The organism is Pelotomaculum propionicicum (assembly GCF_004369225.1).
Lineage (GTDB): Bacteria > Bacillota > Desulfotomaculia > Desulfotomaculales > Pelotomaculaceae > Pelotomaculum_B > Pelotomaculum_B propionicicum.
In genome coordinates this window covers 1-15,544 of record NZ_QFFZ01000040.1, presented here as the reverse complement: position 1 = coordinate 15,544, position 15,544 = coordinate 1, and the positions used below count along the sequence as shown (strand labels likewise).

At 49.3% G+C, this 15,544-nt stretch carries 15 protein-coding genes and 1 pseudogene; 6 read left to right on the top strand and 10 right to left on the bottom strand.

All coding sequences use genetic code 11. The features are described from left to right. Nucleotides 1-156 precede the first annotated feature (156 nt). From Pmgp_RS14630 to Pmgp_RS14620, 3 genes and pseudogenes are all read left to right on the top strand, one after another. Nucleotides 157-417 (top strand): spore coat associated protein CotJA, encoded by a 261-nt coding sequence (locus Pmgp_RS14630; protein WP_134214718.1) that lies wholly within the window; start codon nt 157-159, stop codon nt 415-417. Between the two features lie 138 nt (nt 418-555). Further along, the gene (locus tag Pmgp_RS14625) at nt 556-813 is read left to right on the top strand and encodes a spore coat protein CotJB (RefSeq protein ID WP_134214717.1); all 258 of its coding nucleotides are present in this window, start codon (nt 556-558) and stop codon (nt 811-813) included. 15 nt (nt 814-828) lie between these two features. Continuing rightward, nucleotides 829-1,005, top strand: a pseudogene (locus Pmgp_RS14620) (manganese catalase family protein); the annotation flags it as partial. Nucleotides 1,006-1,267: 262 nt separating this feature from the next. Here Pmgp_RS14620 and Pmgp_RS14615 read toward each other — a convergent pair. From Pmgp_RS14615 to Pmgp_RS14595, 4 genes are all read right to left on the bottom strand, one after another. Beyond that, nucleotides 1,268-1,486, bottom strand: a complete 219-nt coding sequence (locus tag Pmgp_RS14615) for a hypothetical protein (RefSeq protein ID WP_134214716.1) — start codon at nt 1,484-1,486, stop codon at nt 1,268-1,270. A gap of 97 nt (nt 1,487-1,583) precedes the next feature. Continuing rightward, on the bottom strand, nt 1,584-1,799 hold the full coding sequence (locus tag Pmgp_RS14605) for a hypothetical protein (protein WP_134214715.1): 216 nt from the start codon (nt 1,797-1,799) through the stop codon (nt 1,584-1,586). 149 nt (nt 1,800-1,948) lie between these two features. After that, nucleotides 1,949-2,224 carry a hypothetical protein gene (locus Pmgp_RS14600; protein ID WP_134214714.1) on the bottom strand — a complete coding sequence of 92 codons (276 nt, stop codon included), beginning with the start codon at nt 2,222-2,224 and terminating at the stop codon, nt 1,949-1,951. A 14-nt stretch (nt 2,225-2,238) separates the two neighbouring features. After that, nucleotides 2,239-2,619, bottom strand: a complete 381-nt coding sequence (locus Pmgp_RS14595) for a hypothetical protein (protein WP_134214713.1) — start codon at nt 2,617-2,619, stop codon at nt 2,239-2,241. A 72-nt stretch (nt 2,620-2,691) separates the two neighbouring features. On the opposite strand from Pmgp_RS14595, the gene Pmgp_RS14590 reads away from it, so the two are divergent. Further along, entirely contained in the window at nt 2,692-3,771 is a 1,080-nt protein-coding gene (locus Pmgp_RS14590; RefSeq protein ID WP_153189226.1) for a YecA family protein, read from the top strand. A gap of 75 nt (nt 3,772-3,846) precedes the next feature. On the opposite strand, the gene Pmgp_RS14585 is transcribed toward Pmgp_RS14590, so the two are convergent. Continuing rightward, nucleotides 3,847-6,912, bottom strand: a complete 3,066-nt coding sequence (locus Pmgp_RS14585) for an AAA family ATPase (RefSeq protein WP_134214711.1) — start codon at nt 6,910-6,912, stop codon at nt 3,847-3,849. Continuing rightward, complete coding sequence (locus Pmgp_RS14580; RefSeq protein ID WP_134214710.1) at nt 6,909-8,063, bottom strand: exonuclease SbcCD subunit D; 1,155 nt, start codon at nt 8,061-8,063, stop codon at nt 6,909-6,911. Before Pmgp_RS14580 ends, Pmgp_RS14585 begins: the two co-directional genes overlap by 4 nt. A 340-nt stretch (nt 8,064-8,403) precedes the next feature. Between Pmgp_RS14580 and Pmgp_RS14575 the strand changes: the two genes are divergently transcribed. Next, on the top strand, nt 8,404-9,879 hold the full coding sequence (locus tag Pmgp_RS14575; RefSeq protein ID WP_134214709.1) for a recombinase family protein: 1,476 nt from the start codon (nt 8,404-8,406) through the stop codon (nt 9,877-9,879). A gap of 169 nt (nt 9,880-10,048) precedes the next feature. Continuing rightward, nucleotides 10,049-10,519: a manganese catalase family protein gene (locus tag Pmgp_RS14570; protein ID WP_134214708.1), complete on the top strand. Its 471-nt coding sequence runs from the start codon at nt 10,049-10,051 to the stop codon at nt 10,517-10,519. 68 nt (nt 10,520-10,587) lie between these two features. Here the strand turns inward: Pmgp_RS14570 and Pmgp_RS14565 are convergent, their stop codons facing one another. From Pmgp_RS14565 to Pmgp_RS14550, 4 genes are all read right to left on the bottom strand, one after another. Beyond that, nucleotides 10,588-12,051, bottom strand: coding sequence for a sigma-54-dependent transcriptional regulator (locus Pmgp_RS14565; RefSeq protein WP_134214707.1), 1,464 nt, complete (start codon nt 12,049-12,051; stop codon nt 10,588-10,590). Between the two features lie 17 nt (nt 12,052-12,068). After that, nucleotides 12,069-14,153, bottom strand: coding sequence for a GAF domain-containing sensor histidine kinase (locus tag Pmgp_RS14560; RefSeq protein ID WP_134214706.1), 2,085 nt, complete (start codon nt 14,151-14,153; stop codon nt 12,069-12,071). Between the two features lie 180 nt (nt 14,154-14,333). Continuing rightward, nucleotides 14,334-15,056, bottom strand: coding sequence for a hypothetical protein (locus tag Pmgp_RS14555; RefSeq protein ID WP_134214705.1), 723 nt, complete (start codon nt 15,054-15,056; stop codon nt 14,334-14,336). Between the two features lie 339 nt (nt 15,057-15,395). Beyond that, nucleotides 15,396-15,544, bottom strand: a 149-nt coding sequence (locus Pmgp_RS14550; protein WP_192902944.1) for a ferredoxin family protein, incomplete at its 5' end; no start/stop codon positions are given.

Below are 15,544 nucleotides of genomic sequence, written 5' to 3'. Positions count from 1 at the left end.
AGCCTATCCCTACGGACGAGATATGTCCCCAATGTATTAGCCGGAAGTGCAAACTTCCGGCTTTTTTATTAGCCAAAATTGGCTTTTCAGGAACACTCCATGCAAAAAAACATAAGCTAAAGCATGAGAAATACTGGCATAAGAGGATGGTGTTACATGTTCTTAAGAGCGTCCCACCCGTTTTTCGGCAGGCAGCCTGTAAAAGCGGAAAGAAAAGAAGACAAAGAAAACCGCCAGTCCAGTGAGATTAAGGCTGAAGCCGCCGCAACGGAGGTCCAGGCGGAAGGAATTTTCCCGCAGGCCCGCCTCGCCCAGTCCTATGTCATCTGGCAAAAGTACGGCCCTATCTTCAATCCCGCTGAAGCACTGGAAAAGGGCACAATTTTCCCCGATCTTTACAGCCCTTACCCCTTTTAGGGAACGGGGACACACCTTCTTGAACAGTTTAAACTTGTTGCTTTTTTATGTATCTGTTAATTTTTATTCGATATTTTATTTGCAGTTAATACATGCGAAGGAATGTCCCCAATTAAATTAACGGAGGTGGATATTGGAATGGATGAAAGACTGGCTATGCTCAGGACAATACAGGAATTGGAATTTGTAGCGATTGAGCTGAATCTGTTCCTGGACACACACCCCCAGGATCAGGCGGCACTCAGGGACTTTTACGCTGTCAGGAACCAGTTGCTGGAAGCAGTCAGGCGTTATGAGGAAATCTACGGGCCCTTGACAGCCACCGGCTGCACGCCGCCGCACAACCAGTGGCTATGGATCCAGAGTCCCTGGCCCTGGGAAATCGAATACGAATAGGAAAGGACAAAGACTATGTGGATGTATGAAAAAAAACTGGAATATCCGGTGCGGGTGTTTAGAAATGACATAGGCATGGCCAAATTCCTGATGGCCCAGTACGGCGGGCCCGACAGTGAACTTTCCGCCGGAGTCCGCTACCTGACCCAGCGTTATACCATGCCCACCGATAAGGCTAAAGGGCTGCTTACCAGTTGATATGAAATGAGTAACCAACGGGGCTGTTCTTATCATAAAATACAGCATGAAAAAGGAACTTGCCCCGGAGCAGCTAAAGGTAGTTAAAGCAATCAGAGTAATGATAAATGTAGCCAAACGAATTTTAGAAGAAGAAAAGAAAAAGCCCCGGCAGTGATAATGACCGGTAACTTTATTCTATATTCCCAAAGGCTTTTTGTAGTGATGCAAGCTCACGAACCACAATAAGTACTACCTATATAGAGACTCCAGCCTCTCAATTAATGGAATATCTTTCTGAATCTATCATCAAAGCGTCTACTTCCTCAACTGCTCGCCGTGCTTCCTCTAATCCCACATGAGGCTTTAGCTCGTTGATTCGTCCGGCACGGATTTGAACTGTCTTTTCTCTGCCTTCTTCCAATGTCACATACAAGGCCGCAGCCAATATACCAGGAAGACTTGCTTTTGTCAGGCTGGAAAGGAATACTTCCAAGAAAGAAGGCCTGTACCGCCTTGACGTGGGCTACCTCCCCTCTATCAGTCCTGAAAAAGCGCTTGTTATATACCTCAGCCTGCTGCAGCAGAAAGGGTCAGCTTTGGCCGGCCACACCAACGAGCTCAAGGACGCGCTGGCCGGCACGCTGTTTAAATATAAGATGTTCATACTTTGCCTGATCCTTACTCAGAGGGTACATCGGCACAATCCGCTCGATTTTAATCATCTTGTCATGGTCCGGCAGGCACCAAAAAGGTACCAGTTCGGGACACATGCCACGCTTTTCCTCCTGGTTGGCCCTTTCAAACATCTCGCACCAGATGTCTTCATTAAAGCCTTTATAACCATATTTCTTTGCGATATTTTGCCGTATGGCAAGACACTTGTAGCGGTTGATCCGCCCCTCACGCTGCTCCAGATCAACCGGATTGGAAGGTCGTGCCGCCCGGGTTTGAGAAGTTATACACTAATCGCGTCGACCTCTCGCAATTTTTCGGGAGACTTAGCTGCAGCACGCAGCATGTTTTCATAGAGTACCGGCACCGGCATGTCGTAGCCATGCAGATTCCAGCCTTTTGCCGACGCTGCCTTTTGCTCGGCCTGCTCCAATGCGGCGAGCAGATAATCATCAGAAAGCAGAAAAGCGACGTAACGCAGAAAGGTGTTTTGGTCTTTGATGATACTCCTGTCACGGCTGCCGTAATCAATCCATCCTATTTGCAATGATTGTGTCATTTTTGTTCACCTTCTTAAATAAATTGGTTCCTGATATGCGACACGTAAAAATCCAGCTGCTCTGCTACTTTTTCCCTCAGTTCAGGGCTGTTGCCCAGCTTGACTTCTATAACCAAAAAGCCGAATTTCCGGGCTTCCACCTGCTTCAATGCCAGGAGGTCCATCCTCTTTAGTCTTAATTGTTCATCGGTCACCTGCCTGTCTATGATAATCAGGTCTTCCCTGTCCATATTGTCGGTAATGATCATCTGCTCGAAGGTTATTTCCTCACCGTTGTTGATGGCTTTTATTCTTGAGCAGAATTCGCCCAGGTGCTTTTTCTGAAACAGCGGGTGCAATTGATCGCTTTTCACCACGAATAACACGTAACCGCCTGCCAAATCTTTTTTGCTCATGTCTTAATGACCATATTCAAGGCACCTCATTATCCATATGTCGTCATCAGAAAACTCTAAGGCAGCAGAGAATTGGGAATACCTCTCTTTGACAGCTCTGCTGCGACATATAATTCGCCGGCATGCCCGCCGAGTTTTTTAATGCAGTGCTGCGGCAAACTGCCGAAATCGCCACTGATTTCCTCAATCGCCGAAACATTGCAGCAGGCTGACAACCTCCGCACCTGCCTCTTTGCCATTGATGAAACAGAATGGGATTTCTTTCAAAGGGTCGCCGCCAAAAAATACTTGCAGACCGGTAAAGTGTATATAGACTCCTACAGCACATCCCAGTGCCTGGGCCTGCTCCAATCCTTTTATTTCGAGGACAAGTTGTTTTTCGTAGTGCCGGATGAGATTAAAGCCGCATATAGGAAACTGGTAAAAACAGGTTTCCCGGAGGAAAAGCGATTCCGCGACCTGCTGAACAGTTATGCTATTGCAGCCGTCTCGCTTTATGGCGCCATCAGCCAGGACGATTTCGTCGCGTTATTTAACAGCCAAAACGACAGGCAAACCAGCATCGATGAGATGTTTCCCATTTTGCTGACTTATGTGTACATGGATGCGGGATATTGTTTCTGGGACGAATATATTGTTGACTCTGACTTTGAGGAGGATGATTTTCAGGGAGTACCCCGTCTGCTGGCAAAAAGAAAAGGCAAGCCCAGGTATACTCCGCCACGGGATGAGTTTTTAAAATATTCCGATTGGGATTATTACGAGATAACGCCGCAGCTTGCCGCTTTAAAGTCACACCTGTCAGAGTTGATCTCTGATCCCGAACCGGTCCTGGACATCCTCGATGAAATCCATGACATGTGCGCGGCCGGAGCAAGGATGCAGGAATACTTTGATCTGCTGGATTCAGCTGGCGTTGTGTTTGACAACAGGGAGCAGGCAGGCGTGACAATGCGTCTGATAGTTGATGTGCAAAACAACACCAGGCTTTGGAGCAATTATGGCCACACACCCAGCGAGCTTTCTGCCGCGGAGAAATCCAGCCTGCTGCCTTTTCCCTCCTCCCAGCCCAGGCGCGTCCGGAAAATCGGCAGAAACGAGCCATGTCCCTGCGGCAGCGGTAAGAAATATAAGAATTGCTGCGGGAGATAAATTGCACTGCGCTTAAATCACCAAATTCACTGACGATCTTATGATGAGCCTGGCCGTGCCTTTATGCATTGTAGCTTAAACTATCCTAAACCCAGCCACACTACCCCGGTCGGTTGGCTGGACCTCCAGCCTGGCGTCGATGCGTTCTTTTAATTCCGGCACATGGGAGATGATCCCCACCAGGCGGCCGCCTTTTTGCAGGTCGATCAGGGCCCGCATGGCAAAGTCCAGTGATTCGGGGTCAAGGGTGCCGAAGCCTTCGTCCACGAAAATGGTATCCAGGTGGATGCCGCCCGAGTAGGACTGGACCACGTCGGCCAGGCCGAGGGCCAGCGACAGGGAGGCCAGGAAGGTTTCTCCGCCGGAAAGTGTGGCCACGTTCCTGGCGGCGCCGGTATATGTATCGAAGACCTCCAGGTCCAAGCCGCCGGCGGCGTTTCTCCGGGCCAGTTCCGTGGTGCGCTGGAGGTGGTAGCGGCCGCGGCTCATTAATTTAAGTCGCCCGGTGGCGGCTATGGTGACGTCGTCCAGCAGCGCTCCAAGCACAAAGCGCTGGAAGGTCAGGCCATATTTGTTCCTGCCGTTGGCCACTTCGGAGAGGCGCCCGAACACCAGGTAGCGGTCCTCCAGGCCCTTCAATTGACCTTCGAGTTCCTGGAGCTTCTTCAGGCTCCTGTTTCCTTCCTTTACCTGTGACTGGAGCAAGCCTTCCTTTATCAGCAATTGATCATGCTCTTCTTTTATTTCAGCTTCTTCCTGGGCCAGTTTGTCCATGTCCGGCTCAACCAAGCCCTCTGCCGCTCCGGCGGCACGCGCCAGGCGGTCCCTGGCGGCATGGATGTTCTCGTCAAAATTTTTGATGTACCTTTCCATTACTTGAATCTCTTCCGGCGTTTTCCTGGCTTCCTGGTATTCTTTCAGACAGCCAAAGCCCGCTGACTCAAGGCGCTTCTGGAATGAACGTATTTCATCTTCCGCCAGCCTCACAGCCGTCTGCCAGTTTGTAAAAGCTTCTTTTTCAGCCGCTTCCGCCATGGCCAGCGCCTGCTTTGCTCCATCCGCTGTTTTTTTAGCCAGCTCATAGTTTGCCGTGAGCATGTCCCTCTTGTGCCTGGCTTCCAGCTGGGCTTTGCTCAAAGCTGCTGCGTCGCGCAGGTTTTCAGGAACGGATGACTCGCGTTCACGTAAAACAGCCCGGGCAGTTTCCAGTCCCGTATAAGCTTTCTGATATTCCTTTTTGCTGGTTTCTAACTGCTGACCGGCAGCCTCTTCCCGCTCCTTCAGTTTCTTAATCCCGTCCTCCAGCGCAGAAACAGTTTCTACTGACTGGCGGGCTTCCGACCAGAGCCCTCTGGCTTTGCCGACTTTAGCTTGCAAAACAGCTAAATCAATATCAGCGTTTTCGCCCAGTTCCTTTTCCAGGTCCTCTGTCCTGCTCCGGGCTGTTGATTTTACTGTCTTTATGTCACTGAATTCAACTCTGGCTTTGTTAAGGGCAGCCTCGAGGTCAACTACATACTTCTGGCGGGCTTTCAGGTCCGCCTCCGAGGGCAGGCTGGCTCCAGGCGCGGCAGGGTTCGGGTGGTCCAGTGAACCGCATACCGGACAGGGCTCACCCCTGGTTAAACCGCCGGCCAGGATGGCGGCTTGCCCCCTGTTCCATTGTTCCTGCAGGACGGCCAGTTCTTCCCTGGCCGCGGCATAACGGGTCTCGGCCTGCCGGAATTTGTTTTCTGCCAGGTTATATGATTTCCGGGCTGCAGCCAGATCCCCGCGGAATTTCTCCAGCGACTGCCTTTTAATGCTTACCTGTTCGGCTGCCCGGCAGGCTGCTTCCAGGGCTGCCGCCTGGTCTGCCGTGGTTTTCGCCTCTGTATATGCCGCTGATTTTTCTTCTATTGACTTGCGGACGGCGTCAAGGGAACCCTGCGCGCTTCTTTGTCCCGTTTCAGCTTCTTTTACTTTCTTTTCAGCATCGCTGACCGCCTGGCGCGCCCCGGCAAGGGCGGTAACTTTTTCAGTGAGGGCCTCCAGCCGGGCCACTTCTCGGCCGGCGGCCTCACGCTCCGGCCCCTTTTCCACCTCGGCCGCCAATTCTTTTGCCGCTGTTTCGCTTGCTGACTCCGCTTCATTTTTTACAAACTTTTTGTTTCCCAAATGAGTGGCTGCTGTATCGGCCTCCTGCTGCCTGGTCTTCAGGAGGTTTTCCGCGTCCGCGAGACCGGCAGCCCGGTTGGCCCTGGTTAATTCAGAACGTTTGGCCTCTATTTCCTCAGCATTCTGCTCCAGCTCTTTGACAGCTTTTTCAGCGCCCTCTTTCTCCTTCAGCTTTTCCAGGACCTGCCTGCCGGCTTCTAAGCGGTCCTGCGCTTCTTTCAGGGCTGCGCGGCATTTTTCAATGTTTTTTTGCACTTCTGCCTGCTGCTCAAGATTTGATCTATATTGCTGTTCCAGTTCATCCCGTGTCGCCGCTCCGGCATTTTGCAGCACCCATGCTTTTTGATTCGTCAGCTGCTCAATTTCAGCCTGGAGCCTTTTAGCCGACTCTTTTAAGGACTCTTCGATGCGGCGGTAAAATTCCGTCCGGAACAGGATCTCCATTATCGCCTGGCGCTCCTTTGAATCTGCCGTCAGCAGCCTGCGAAAATCGCCCTGGGGGAGCATTACCACCTGCCGGAACTGGCTGCTCTTAAAGCCGAGCAGCTTCTCCACGACCTCGGTGACCTTGCTCCACCCGCTGGCCAGGACGGCGCCTTCTTCAGCGTCCTCAGTGACGCCGGTCCTCTTCCACATGGTGGCGTTTGCCGGCATGCTGGTGGTTCCTTCCCCCCGCTTCTTGGGCCGCTCCTGCTCGGGGTAGCGCAGTATGCGAAAAGTATCAGCTCCTATGGCAAAGTCGAAAGTGATCTCAGTAGGTTCAGTTAAGTCCGCATGGCCGCTGCGCATCTGCTCGCCCTTGCGCTCCGCGCCGCTGGTGTCACCGTAAAGGGCAAAACAGACGGCGTCGAGAATGGTAGTTTTGCCTGAACCGGTGGGGCCGTGGATCAGGAAGAAAGATCTCTCGCCAAGCTCGGTAAAATCTATTACCTGCGTGCCGGCATAAGGGCCAAAGGCGCTGATTATAAGCTTAACCGGCTTCATGCCCGCACCTCCCTCTCCCGCCGGTAAAATTGTTCCAGGGTTTCAGCAAAAGCTTTATTCTGGTCACCGGAAAGCGGTGTACCGGTGACCTGTTCAAAAAATGAGGAGAAAAGCTCCGCTTCGCTCAGGCGGCGGTGGTCGGCGCCGGGCCCGCGCAGTTCCCCTCCCGCGGTTAAACAGGGTCGTTCGAGGTGGAGCACGTTGGGATACACCTCGCGCAGCTTGCCGATAGCATCCATGATGGGGCCGGTATCCCGCAAAGTGACCATAATGTAGTCGTCCCTGCTCTCCCCGTTTTTAGGCCCTGCCAGGATGTCTGTAAAGTACCCCTCCAGGCGGCGCACGTCCCGGCGGGGTGTAAGGGAAATTGTTTCAAACGCTGTCTTGCCGGCGCCGTCCATTTCCACCAGGGTCACTGATTTCCGGTGCGACGCCTCGGAAAACGAGTATTTTAGCAAAGAGCCGGCATAGCGGACATGCTCGCTTCCCACTTCCTGCGGCTGGTGCAGGTGCCCCAGGGCCGCGTAATTAAATGGTTGGAATAAGGAGGCGCTGACCGTCCCGCTGCCGCCGACAGTAAGAGGCCGCTCTGATTCACTTTCCTCGCCGCCGGCTGCAAAGGCATGGGCTAAAATTACCCTGCGGACACCCTCAGGAATGGGCGCGGATAAATGCTGAATCAAAGAAAGCATTGCCTGCTCGTGGTTGACCGCATCAGGCGCAAGCAGCCTTTCCCTTACCAACGGGGGCTCGACGTAGGGAGCCGGGCAAAAATAAACCGGGCCAAATGAATCATGAATAACGATTGGTTTTAGCCTGTCAGTCAACTGTCCAATAAGGTGCAGGCCCTGCATGGCCAATAAACGGGCGCCGAAGCCGAGCCTGTCCGGGCTGTCATGGTTGCCGGTGATTAATATTATGGGGACCTTGTAATTCATCAGGATGCGGGAAAGCACCTCGTCCAGGAGTTTGATTGCTTCAGTGGGCGGGACAGACCGGTCGTAAATATCGCCGGTAATTAATATCACATCCGGCCTGACCTCACCGGCGAGCTGAATAAATTGCTGCAGGACATGATCCTGGTCACCGGTAAGGTATATGCCGTGAAAAATCCTCCCTAAATGCCAGTCCGATGTATGCAGAATTCTCATTTTTAACCCCCTATGGAAAATTATTTGCCTGGTTCTAAAGGAAATATATCATTTGCGCCTGATCACACTTTGTCAGTTATTAAATTTTTGTAAAATAAATTTTCTGCGCAATTCCATATTTCGAGAATTCCCCGGTTAATCCTTCAATGTTTGACTGTAAATAGATCATCCTACACTTACTTACAATTGATATATTGCAAAACTATAAAGGGGGTTGGCCCTTTTAAAATTAGATAAATATTAAGCAAAGCGGGACGTTAAAGAATATATCTATAATAAAAGAAATACAGGCATAAAGCATGTGTATTGAAAGGTAAAATGTATTAATTGGGAGATCAAAATGTTAGCAGCTTGCTACATCCGCGTCAGCACCGACGAACAGGCAGAGCAGGGCATCTCCATCCCCGCCCAGAAATCCCGCCTGTTGTCCTACTGCCAGGCCCGCGGCTGGGAAGTATACGGCTTCTATGTTGACGACGGTTACAGCGGCAAGGACCTGGACCGGCCGGCCATGCAGCGGCTCATCGAAGACGCCGCCGCGAAGAAATTCAACACCGCCCTGGTGCTTAAGCTTGACCGCTTGTCCCGCCGGCAAAAGGACGTGCTCTACCTGCTGGAGGAAATCTTCGAGCCCGGCGGCGTGGGGTTTAAGTCGGTCACCGAAAGCTTTGACACCACCACCCCCTTCGGCAAGGCCGCCCTGGGCATGATGGCCGTCTTCGCCCAGCTGGAGCGTGAAACCATCGTGGAGCGGGTGCGCATGGCGAAAAACGAGAGCGCCCGGCAGGGGCGCTTTATGGGCGGCCCGGCGCCGTTCGGGTACCGCTACAACTTCGGGGCAAAAAAACTGGAGATCGACGAAATCCAGGCGCAGGAGATCAGGTGGATTTACGATCGCTACCTGTCGGGGAAACTTGGCTATGGCTATATCGCCGGAGAGCTGGAGCGCAAGGGCGTGCCCGGCCCAACGGACGAAAGATGGAATAAGACAAGCGTGCGCAAAATCCTGACCAACCCTGCTTACGCCGGCCTGGTTAATCATAAAGGAAGTGTGTATCAGGGAAAACACGAGGCGATAATAAGCCCTGAGAAGTGGCGTGAGGTGCAGGTTTTAATTAAAAGCAAAGGGGCTGTCCGCGCAGCCGCGGGGGTACACACCGGGCTTCTGTCGGGGATTATCTGGTGCGGCGAGTGCGGCGCCAGGATGAGGGTTAAAAACGTCTGGCAGAACTACCCCCGGCTTAGCCCTAAAAAAGTTACCAAATATTATGTCTGCTACAGCCAGGACAAGACCGGCAGCAGCCATATGGTCCGCGACCCGGACTGCAGGTGCGGTTACAAGCATGCTGACGAAATTGAGAATGAGGTTATTCAACAACTATACATTTACAGTTATGACAAGGTCCTGCTCCGCCAGGCCGTTAATGAATCTCTGGCCGCGGCCGGCGATAAACGGTCCTTCATCCGTGGGATTAACCAGGCCAGGAAAGACTTCAACTCGGTTGAAAAGAAACTTGAAAAATGGTGTGACGCCTTTGAAAAAGGGGCGCTCGAACCGGATGAGCTGGTGGAAAGGGTAAAAGAATTAAAAGAGCGAAAGGCATATCTTCATAACCATATTATTGAGATGGAGAACCGGCTCAAGGAAGAAAACGAGCGTAAGATAAACACGGAAGAATTATTGGAAATTTTGCAGAACTTCACCCGCATCTGGGAAAACGCCACCGCAGACGAGCGCCGGGAGATTGTCATCAATACAATTAAGGAAGTTAGAATCTATACAGATAACCGGATCGAAGTAGAGTTTAACCTGTAATTTTACAGGTTGAACTTTTTTACGCAGCTGTTGGATAACCCACTCCCTGTTAAGCTGGTAATTGATATTTCAAATATAGATTCTTTAGACGCAAGCACCATGTATTATAATGTATTATAATGTTACATTATTTGGAATAATATTATCATGCCATTGCTAAAATAAATGAATACAAGGGCAAGCAAAACTTGTTAAAAGGTACTTCTCATATCAACTGGTAAACAACGCCAAAGGGCTGCTTACTGACATCGGTACTGAGGAACTGGCCCACTGGGAAATCATCGCCACTATGATCTACAAGCTGGTTAAAGGTGTGCCCGCCCAGCAGCTCAGGGAAGCCGGCCTGGGAGCGCATTTCGCCGAGCACGACCGGGCGGTTTACCCGGCTGACGCCGCCGGTGTGCCATGGACCGCCGCTTACATTCAGGCCACCGGCGACCCCATTGCCGACCTGCACGAGGATCTGGCCGCCGAACAAAAAGCCAGGGCCACTTATGAGCGGTTAATCCAACTCACCGACGACCCCGGCATCAAAGACACCCTGCGTTTTTTAAGAGAGCGGGAAGTGGTCCACTTCCAGCGTTTCGGGGAAGCCCTCAACGACATTCAGGCACTGATGAACGCCAAAACAATGTATTAAAGGGTAAAAGCCGCCGGCACTGAGTCCGGCGGCTTCGCAGATAAAGAGAAAGTAATTCCATTTTTATTTTAATCATCAATATTTTTTAGCATGGTATAAAGGCTTTGACGTGAGATGCCAAGGTACTCGGCCGTTTTCACTTTATTACCATGATGCATTGCCAGCGCTTTTTTAATAATACTTTTGCAGTAATCTTCAAAAGGCAGGTGTTCTGCCGGAAGTACAAACTCAGTCAAATTAATTAGCCTATCATTTTTATTCACACCATTTTCCTGAGTCTTGCTTATAATATCCAGTATTTCGAGATGGTGAGGTCTTAGCTCGGTATCATCGTGCATGGAGACCGCCCATTCTATTACATTACGCAATTCGCGCACATTGCCCGGCCATTGATGAACTGCCAACATATTGGCCACAGCATCGCTGATGTTCTTGAAACGCTTCTTTTTTTGGCGGGCAAAATCATTCAGGAACATATGCGCCAGCGGCAAGATATCCTGAGAGCGTTGACGAAGAGGCGGAATAACAATGTGCCCGACTTTTAACCGGAAATATAAATCTTTCCGGAAATGCCCATCCTCTACTTTCTTGGCCAGATTGACGTTGGTTGCACAGATAAAACGCACATCAACTTTAATCTTTTTTAAACCACCAACCCGGTAGAATTCCTTATCCTGAATCACCCGTAAAAGTTTACCCTGCAGTTCCAGGGGAAGTTCCTCCAGCTCATCTAAAAAAATCGTACCGCCTGTCGCTGTATCAAGCTTTCCCTTTTGTCCCTTGCCCAGACCGCCCGTGAAAGCTCCCGGATCATAGCCGAACAACTCGCTTTCAAAAAGATTGGGGTTGAAAGTAGCGCAGTTTATATCTATAAATGGGCCGACATCGCCTTTCATGCCGGCGCCGAAATGTACCAATCTGGCTATCACTTCTTTACCTGTTCCGGTTTCTCCTTCGATTAAAACCGGCAGGGCCCGGTCGGCATGGTACTTGGCAGCGAGTTCAACAATTTTTTTCATTTCGTCAGAGAATATACCGATATTGCCAAGGCCTTCTGACTTGGCCACAAGCCTTCTTAACCTGTTTAACTCCTGCTGCGTTTCTTGGGTGGCAGCGGTTACAGCCTCGTCAAAATATTCCTTGAGCAGCTTATTATCCCGCCGCAAGGCCTGGTGTTCGGCGATTCTCTCGGTGATTGACGCGAGTTCTTCAGCGTTCACCGGTTTCAATAAATAATCATAGGCGCCTTCCCTTAATGCTTCAATAGATGAAGCCATATCGCCATACCCGGTGTACAAAACAACATCTGTCAGCCAACCGTTGGGCAGTGATTGAATTGCCTTTAACAATTCAAGGCCTGACATTCCGGGCATTTTAATATCCGATAAAACCATGGGATAATCACTCTGGGTATAAGCAGCCAGCGCATCCCTGGCATTGTTGAATTCAACAACATCATGCCCCAACTGCCGCAGGAACCTGCCTACAGACATTCTGCTGTTGGCATCATCATCAACAAGTAAAATATTCACCCGCTGTCTCCCCAGTTCTAAACAATTTGCATATCAAGCACCGGGAATTCCAGCCGGAAAGTGGTTCCGTGCAGCCCGTCGCTTAATATTTTAATTTTTCCGTTGCAGGATGTTACAATGGAATTGGCGATGGACAGGCCGAATCCCATATTTTCCTCCGATACTTTGGTCGTAAAGAATGGGTCGAAGATCTTTTTACTGATTTCAGGCTTTACACCCGGGCCATTATCACTAATTTCTAGAACAACATTGTTATCATATTCAGTCATGATAATTATTTTTTTGTGGTCATTAACAACCATGTCCATGGCCTGCATGGCATTGACCAGCAAATTTATCACAGCCTCCTCCAGGCCGGTAAGTGTTCCCAAAACAAGCGGCAGATCTTTTTGTAAAGACAGGCTGACATCTATCCCATGGGCGGCAAGCTGACTGCCGACAAACTCCAGAGCCTGTTCCACAACTTTATTTAAATCGCAGGGCCCCAGGTCCAGACTCTCTTTGCTGTGGGACAGCGCACGCATATGCTTTATGATCCGGTCAATACGGTCAGCCTGTGAAGAGATATCCGCTACTTCCTCCATGATGTCCTCTAACGGGCGCTTTTTCTTATGCTTGTACCAGTAGAGTATACCGGTAGCCGCGACCTTGATGGAATTCAGCGGCTGGTTGATTTCGTGGGCGACGCCCGCCGCCATGACACCCAGTGAGGCCAGTTTTTCTGAGCGGGCCACCGCTTCTTTAGCTTCCAGCATGGCGACTTCCGCTTTTTTTCGTTCGGTGATGTCCCGCGATATGCCGCAAAGACCCACTACCTTGCCATCTTTGTCCCGCAGGGGGACTTTGATATACTCAAAATTATGCAAGACGCCTCTCATATTTATTTCTATCTCCTCAGAGACAACCTCACCGGATAATACTCTCTGGTCCACTTCCGCAGCATGATTTGCCACTTCGGCATCATACAAATCCCTGTCACTTCCGCCTATAATAGAATCAAGTTCTTTTCCAACGAATTTGGCCAGGACCGGGTTGGCAAATAAATATGTTAAATTAGAACTCTTTACATAAATTAGGTCTTTTGCGCTTTGTAATATGGTTCTTACCAGTTCAGTAGATTCGTAAAGGGCCTCCTCGGCCCGCTTTCTCTCAGATATTTCTTGTTTCAGAGCGGTAACCAGCATGGCGTTATCTATCGCAACTGAAGCCAGGGAGGCAAACCTGCTCAGCAACAACACCTCGTCTTTGCTGAAAACCCGGTCGTCTTCATCCGAAGAGATGGTAATCACCCCTGTTACCTGGTTGTTTGATTTCAAGGGTATACCCATTGCCGCCCGCAAGTTTCTGAAGAAATTGTCAGATAAACTTTCCGGCCAAAGGCTGTAATTTTCCAGAACTACCGGTTGCCCCGTCCGCCAGACCTTTCCGCCAAAACCTTCATCGATACGAACCTGGAACATTTTGGCCTTTTCGTATCTGCCTATCCCAATCTTCATTTCCATCGCATTCTTTTCTTCGTTCAGGAGATAAATGTATCCATCCTTGGCTCTCGCCAGTTTTACGGCGCGTTTAACTATGGCTTCTAAAAGGTCCATATAATCCAGGCGGTTCATAATATCCAGCGACGTTTCATGCAAAGAAGATAATATCGCGTCCAGGTGGCGGACTTCAGATTCCGCTTCCTTCTGTCTGGTGAGATCTGTAATCAAGGCTATAATTGATTTGGGGTTTTCCAAGCCTGTACTCGAAGCATAAATATTACACCAAAAAAACCCGCCACTTTTGCGTACAACCCGTGTTTCGATACTGAACTGATTTACCCTGCCCTGAAGTATTTCTTCCAGGTATTTTTTGTTTAACCGGGCATCAGCGGAGTGAATAACATTAAGATAATTGATTTCGGGGGGGAGTGGCTCCTCATCATAACCGGTCATTCGCTTAAACGATCGGTTTGTCTCTTTTATACGACCACTGTCATCCATAATTATTACACCAAGATATAAACTATTAAAGACGGCGTGAAAGAACTGTTGATCTTTGAGTAACTGTTCATACTTTCCTGTTCCGGCTTCAGACAGTAACGAGACAGGACATCCGCACATCGAACAAAAGCGCACATTTTCCTGTAGTGGTTCACCGCATTGCTTACAATCATGGACCGTGTTACTCAGGCGGATCACCCCTTTGATATTTTATGACATTGTTCTACATAACACTATTAATTCCTTTGTTTTTATCTAATAGTTATAAAACAACAATAACCTAGAATAACCTCTGAATAGTTAAGATCCAGCTACTGCACTTCTGGCCTTCTGCTGAATATCACCTAAAAGTGTATGCAACTGTTTACTTTTTAAATATACGGCTTTAATCTTTTCCCTTTGTTCTTCATCAAGATCCTGGTTGAAAAGATTTTCCATAAGATCCAGTATTTCTTTCACTTTAGTACACATTTCATTGCTGAAATTATTAAAAAAATCTAATACTTCTCCATTGGTGTGTCTAAGCCTGCTAATTTCGTTGCCGAGCAGCCTGTTTACCTCTTGCAGCTCGTATAACTTTTGATCTGTTGTTGACTTTTCCCATTCCATACAGCAACCGATTTCAAATTGGTCAAAGTAAAGATTTATTTTTTTAAGCACGCTTTCTTTTCTTGCAGGCTCCAGGTGGGAATTCCCTATTTCCGCCAGGAAAGCCTTCCGGTAATTCTTTGCCATTCCCAGATACATGGAAAGAGGCACACCGCGGGAACGGTGATACCTGGCCTCTTTAATACCAAAGGCTGTAATTTCATCACTTTCATAATTGCTATCCACATACAAAGTATCTGTTTCATTTCTTAAACATAGCTTAACAATACCTTTGGTTATCTCTCTTACTGAGAGTAACCAGTCCTTAATATTGGCCGAAGTATAACGGGTATATCCGCCTTGCTCGGCCTTATCAATTATGAGTTTTGTTATTTCCGATTCGCTTTCCTCAAAAAGCTTTTTTATTTCCTTCACGTTAGGCAGCCTCCGTTGACCACAAGAAATTTCTCTATAGATTTTAATATACCACAAAGGTCAAAATATAAAAAACCTCTTAGCGTGGAACTCCGGTGCGCTGCCCGCTTTTACAGAGCACATTAGCTACTCACCCCGGTTCTGAGAATAATTCCTCAGCGGAGCTTACACCTGTTACTTTCTTTCAGCTATTTAAACAACAAGACTAACCAATTCTCGCAAATTTGTTGACAGCTAAACCAAAGGCACGGGATACGGTTTTTCAACCTATAACCCATGCCCTTCTCTCTGAGGTTTTTACGTCATAAGCCTTCTTGATAGAGCAAATTCCCTAAAAACCTAACCATACCTGAAATTAATTCCAAACCCGCCCCTGGGATACTGCCAGCTGATCGCCCCCTCCTTCGGGCAAATAATCCTGCAGGTGCCGCATTCCAGGCAGCCCGCGTAGTCAAAGGACAGCTCACCGTCCTCCTTCAGCGTGTACA

Bases quoted from the DNA above. Each gene is read 5' to 3' on its own strand.
- Pmgp_RS14630 (WP_134214718.1), top strand. From the start codon at position 157: ATGTTCTTAAGAGCGTCCCACCCGTTTTTCGGCAGGCAGCCTGTAAAA.
- Pmgp_RS14625 (WP_134214717.1), top strand. From the start codon at position 556: ATGGATGAAAGACTGGCTATGCTCAGGACAATACAGGAATTGGAATTT.
- Pmgp_RS14605 (WP_134214715.1), bottom strand. From the start codon at position 1,799: ATGTTTGAAAGGGCCAACCAGGAGGAAAAGCGTGGCATGTGTCCCGAA.
- Pmgp_RS14600 (WP_134214714.1), bottom strand. From the start codon at position 2,224: ATGACACAATCATTGCAAATAGGATGGATTGATTACGGCAGCCGTGAC.
- Pmgp_RS14595 (WP_134214713.1), bottom strand. From the start codon at position 2,619: ATGAGCAAAAAAGATTTGGCAGGCGGTTACGTGTTATTCGTGGTGAAA.
- Pmgp_RS14585 (WP_134214711.1), bottom strand. From the start codon at position 6,912: ATGAAGCCGGTTAAGCTTATAATCAGCGCCTTTGGCCCTTATGCCGGC.
- Pmgp_RS14580 (WP_134214710.1), bottom strand. From the start codon at position 8,063: ATGAGAATTCTGCATACATCGGACTGGCATTTAGGGAGGATTTTTCAC.
- Pmgp_RS14575 (WP_134214709.1), top strand. From the start codon at position 8,404: ATGTTAGCAGCTTGCTACATCCGCGTCAGCACCGACGAACAGGCAGAG.
- Pmgp_RS14560 (WP_134214706.1), bottom strand. From the start codon at position 14,153: ATGTGCGGATGTCCTGTCTCGTTACTGTCTGAAGCCGGAACAGGAAAG.